Source organism: Vibrio sp. M260118 (assembly GCF_036533755.1).
In the GTDB taxonomy this organism is placed as follows: domain Bacteria; phylum Pseudomonadota; class Gammaproteobacteria; order Enterobacterales; family Vibrionaceae; genus Vibrio.
In genome coordinates, this window is the sequence record NZ_JATABG010000269.1 from 1 (window position 1) to 5,057 (window position 5,057).

4 protein-coding genes are annotated in these 5,057 nt (G+C 43.4%); 2 read left to right on the forward strand and 2 right to left on the reverse strand.

Going from position 1 to position 5,057, the window contains the following annotated elements; genetic code table 11:
• Nucleotides 1-973: FAD-dependent oxidoreductase (locus QTO00_RS14610; protein WP_331425447.1), on the reverse strand; the 973-nt coding region annotated here is incomplete at its 3' end.
• A 468-nt stretch (nucleotides 974-1,441) separates the two neighbouring features.
• On the opposite strand from QTO00_RS14610, the gene QTO00_RS14615 reads away from it, so the two are divergent.
• Both QTO00_RS14615 and QTO00_RS14620 read left to right on the forward strand, forming a co-directional pair.
• The gene (locus tag QTO00_RS14615) at nucleotides 1,442-2,989 is read left to right on the forward strand and encodes a methyl-accepting chemotaxis protein (RefSeq protein ID WP_331425448.1); all 1,548 of its coding nucleotides are present in this window, start codon (nucleotides 1,442-1,444) and stop codon (nucleotides 2,987-2,989) included.
• Between the two features lie 305 nt (nucleotides 2,990-3,294).
• The gene (locus QTO00_RS14620) at nucleotides 3,295-4,338 is read left to right on the forward strand and encodes a GGDEF domain-containing protein (RefSeq protein WP_331425449.1); all 1,044 of its coding nucleotides are present in this window, start codon (nucleotides 3,295-3,297) and stop codon (nucleotides 4,336-4,338) included.
• Here the strand turns inward: QTO00_RS14620 and QTO00_RS14625 are convergent.
• Nucleotides 4,335-5,000, reverse strand: a complete 666-nt coding sequence (locus QTO00_RS14625; protein WP_331425450.1) for a DUF2726 domain-containing protein — start codon at nucleotides 4,998-5,000, stop codon at nucleotides 4,335-4,337. The genes QTO00_RS14620 and QTO00_RS14625 overlap by 4 nt on opposite strands.
• Between the last annotated feature and the right edge of the window lie 57 nt (nucleotides 5,001-5,057).

Sequence of the window (5,057 nt, forward strand, 5' to 3'; positions counted from 1 at the left end):
GCTTAAGCTTGGCAGACATGTCAGCGCCTTCGAACTTACTGTCGTTACCTAGCAGATGATCAACCGCGACCGTTGCCATTTTGTAACCTGGAGCAACTAGACCATAGAAAGTCTCATTCCAAGAGGCACACTCACCTACTGCGTAGATATCTTCATCCGATGTTTGACAGAAGTCGTTAATAGCAATACCACCACGAGGAGCGACATCAAGCTTCATCTCACGAGCAAGTTTGTCTTGTGGACGGATACCTGCCGAGAACACAATGAAGTCAGTCTCTAGCTCTGTACCATCTGCAAAACGCATGACATTACGCGCTTCTTTACCCTCAGGAGCTATCTCAAGCGTGTTTTTACTGGTGTGAACTTTCACGCCCATGCTTTCGATTTTCTTGCGAAGCTGATTACCCCCCGCTTGATCAAGCTGCTCAGCCATTAGCTTAGGTGCAAATTCAACCACATGGGTTTCAACACCTAGTGCTTTCAATGCACCCGCTGCTTCCAAACCAAGAAGACCGCCACCGATGACAACACCAACCTTACTCTTCTTAGCACAAGCTTCGATTGCTTTTAGGTCTTCGATGGTTCGGTATACAAAGCAGTCTTTACTCTCACGGCCCTTAATCGGTGGAACAAATGGGAATGAGCCAGTTGCCATGATCAGCTTGTCGTACTGAATTTCACGACCAGTACTTGAATGAACAATACGTTTTTCACGGTTAACGTTAATCGCGCGCTCGCCGATCAACATGTTTACGCCATGCTTGTCGTAAAAGCCTTGTTTAACCAGCGATAGTTCGTCTGCGGTGTGGTGAGAAAAGTAAGAAGAGAGGTGGACACGGTCATAAGCCACACGTGGTTCTTCACAGAAAACAGTAATCTCATACTGAGAAGCATCTGTCTTCTCTACTAGGTCTTCGATGTAACGGTGTCCTACCATACCATTACCGATCACGACCAGCTTCAACTTGCTCATAATACTTCCTAGGGGTTAGGTTCTTTATCTGAGCCAATTGTTAATTGTGAAAGAAAATTAATACATGATGTAAATCAATTACAGAATTGAACTATCCTAAAGGGGTAGGAACACTATTTAACCACTATTCAATACTAATATTATTTCAGTTATGAACATTTATGTTCACGCCATTTGCTAACTGCCGTTTAATTTACATATCGCCACCATACAAGCTTGCTAACCTATACAGCACACATGACAAGACACATATCTCATACAAGTTTACTCGAATTGCAATAAATCTCATTTATGAGCCATTCGTTTTGACAATCAGCTATTTATAGATAACTAAACACAACCAATTGATTTGTGTCATTTATGCATCCACACCAATGGAGATAACATCATTATGTAACGTATCAAGAAACCATAGTTTATTTGCTTGTTAGGCGGCCAACACTGGCAGCCAACCGATCGGACTGATTTATGACAGACTCAACGCGTAACAAAGATTACAATGCTGCAGCTAACCTCATCTCCACTACTGACCCTACTAGTTGTATTACTCATGCAAACCAAGATTTTTGCGACATCGCCGAGTATCAGCAGCACGAATTGATTGGCAACCCACATAACCTGGTCCGTCATCAAGACATGCCCAAGCAAGCATTTGCCCAAATGTGGACTTACTTAAAATCGGGAAAAAGCTGGATGGGGCTGGTTAAAAACAAATGTAACAGCGATAAACATTATTGGGTATCCGCATTTGTGACTCCAATTAAAGATGCAGAGGGCAACACCACCGAATATCAATCCGTTCGTTCTAAACCGAGTGACGATCAGATCGAGCGAGCTGAATCTCTCTATGCCAAACTCAAAGCAAACAAAAAGCCCGCTCAATTCCGCTTACCGTTTCATTTGATCACTTTAATTTTGTCACTGACGATCTCCATAGCGTCAATTATCTCAGCAGCGCTAAACCCTAATCTATTGGGGTTTATCATAGCCACCCTTGCCTTGTGCGCCAGCGGAACAGGCTTGATGCAATATCGACGTTTTACACATACATCAAAAATCGCACAACAAGCCTATAGCAACCCATTAATGGAAAAGCCTTACACCAGTCGCTTTGATGACTACTCTCAGATTGAACTCGCTTTGTTAATGAAAAAAGCCGAACTAAGGGCCATCACAGCTCGAGCAACAGAGACATCTGGGCAAATACTTATCTCAGCAGAAGATGAATTTGGCACTATTCAGTCTATCGCGCAAAGCTTAGACCAACAGTGCAATGAAACCGAGCAAGTGTCTACAGCGGTAGAAGAGCTAACTCATTCAATCAATGAGGTGGCCAATGCGGCATCGGCGGCTTCGACTGTAGCAGAAGAAGCCGATCAAGAGTCTAAACTGGGACTACAAAGTATCAAGGCAACTATCTCTGAGGTGAACTTAATGGCTTCCCAGCTGAGCAACGCTCAAGAAATCATTACGCAGCTCTCACACGACAGCCAAAAAATCGATACCATCTTGGAAGTTATTTCCACTATTTCTGAACAGACTAACCTACTGGCGCTTAACGCGGCTATCGAAGCAGCACGAGCAGGCGAAGCAGGACGCGGTTTCGCAGTCGTCGCGGATGAAGTGCGTAACTTAGCTTCAAAAACAGGTTCATCGGCAGGTGAAATTCACACCATGATTCGTCATTTGCAAGAAACGGCGGAGCGTGCCGTCGCAGCAATGGCTCAAGGTATTGAGTTGACTGGACAATGTAAAGATCGCGCCGATGACACAGGCCGTGTCCTCGACTCAATATCTGAACGGTTAAGCCAAGTCACCGATAGCAGTATGCAGATCGCGGCTGCCGTCGAAGAGCAAGCGAGTGTGACTCAAGAAATAAACAGTAATATCGTCAATATAAAAACCTTGGCGGATGAAACTTCACAAACTTCTCAATCTTCCATTGGCAGGACTAGCCAGCTCGTCGACCAACTCGAAGGGCTTGAAAGGTTAATGAAACAGTTCCAACTACGCTAGCCTCACTACCCGCCTTAATCACGCCTCTTTGAAAACGCGCGTTCCAAAGAGGCGTAACTCACTTATTAACCATTCTATTATTAACTCTGTTCAATTATTTGACCTTGCAAAATATATCATTTTTCTTCTTTAAATCATTGACATACATGAACTCACTCGCAATATACATGGTCTTTGCACCTAGTAGCACTTCAATTGTGTGACTTGAGTTCAAATTAGACCTTGATCCAAAAAACAAAAGGCATATGATGAATCTCATATTCGTGCTTAGGCATACGCTCAGATTATAGATTAAGGCGACAAGGATGGAGCTAGACATTTTTAATCCGTCTCGGCAGTTACGCCGGTCAGCACTGTTTTGGCTCAGTATCCTACTGGCCTTTATTTCTGCGTCTATCGCCCTCTACAATATCGTTAACCAGCTATATGGTCCAAGACAGTATATCGAAACTGCATTTGGGGTATTTTCTCTCTATATCGCCTATCACGCTTACAAAGAAACTATCTCTAAAACTTTCATTTCAGCCTACCTATTTAGCCTCATCGTCGTCACCAGCTTAATGACATATAATTCCCCAGTAGAGTACGGTGGATTCCTCTGGGCCTGTCTATACCCGATTATGTTCTATTTAATCTTGGGACGCCGTGCTGGTGCTATTGCAACCTTTACAGGCTTTGTTAGTCAGGTAAGTATTATGTCGTCTCAACTAGATGACCATACTGCGCTAAGCAGCGTTGCTCTGACCGTTAACTTTTCACTCGCTTTCATCAGTATTTGGTTAGTATCTCATGTATTTGAAGTAAAACGTCACGTTTCTGAAACTTCCTTAGGTCAACTCGCGTCACGTGATGCGTTAACAGGTGTTTATAATCGCCATGCATTGGCCCACAATTTTGTGCGTTACCGCCGCGAAAGCAGTAAGCTCCCCCTATCACTCCTTATCCTCGATCTCGACTTCTTTAAATCGGTCAACGATCGTTTTGGTCATGATGTAGGGGATAAAGTTTTAATTCAGACTGCCGCACTAGTCGATGGATTAAGCGATGAGCACTTGGTGTATCGTATCGGTGGTGAAGAATTTTGTATTGCACTGCATGATACGGAAGTAGATAGTGCGAAGGAAAAAGCAGAACAAATTCGCAATGCCATTGAGCAGTTTCAGTTTAATGATAACTGCGACCCGATTTCATTAACCGTCAGTATTGGTGTCTATCAGTGTGACCACTACGCCAACTTAGAAAGTGTCCTGCGAGAAGCCGATAAAGAGTTGTACCGCGCAAAACAAAACGGCCGCAACCAAGTTATGGTTTGCAGCCGTCCATCTGAATTAAGCTATAACTCAATTTAACTTCTATTTTCTTCCTCATCGAACACGACATTGTAGTTTTCAGTATACGTACAGTGTGGTTGTCGGCTGCAGGTGAAAAAACGTCTGCCCTTGTGCTCACCCTGGCTAGCAATCTTGATTGTCATTGGACTACCGCATCGTTTACAAAAGCGAACTTCTTTATCTGGCTCTATGAGATCGATATGAGCGGCTAGCAAACGGCGTAATCGGCCAACTTGATAGCTATGCTTGATGTTGGCCCCAATAAGCGGAATTCCTGCCGATTTACATGTATGCATTAGCAACTTCTGTCGGTCGACTTTACCTTTGTTGAGCTCTTTACCATCATCCAATTCAATTGCGACCCTAACTTCGAAAGTACGCGGGTCACAAACAACGTAATCAAAGTAGCTTTTCGAAATACGATTATTAGCAATGAACCACTGCTTTTTGTCCGTAGCAAGTGGCACAATCACATTCGCTAGACTCACCTTACTCATCACCACACCATGCTGACCAACCGCAGCAATCAGTGCATTGTAAAAAGCCGATTCCTTAGCATTCAACAAAGCCCCTTTCTTTTTATAACTGCTGTCTTTCAACTCATCTTGTTTAAGATAGCGCTTCTGAATGACGACAAAGAAAATCACCAGAATAGCAACGACGATAAAAACACTTTCCATTGGGGTTTCAATTAACCTTAAAAGAATTCAATAATTTAATTATTCGCCATTATACAC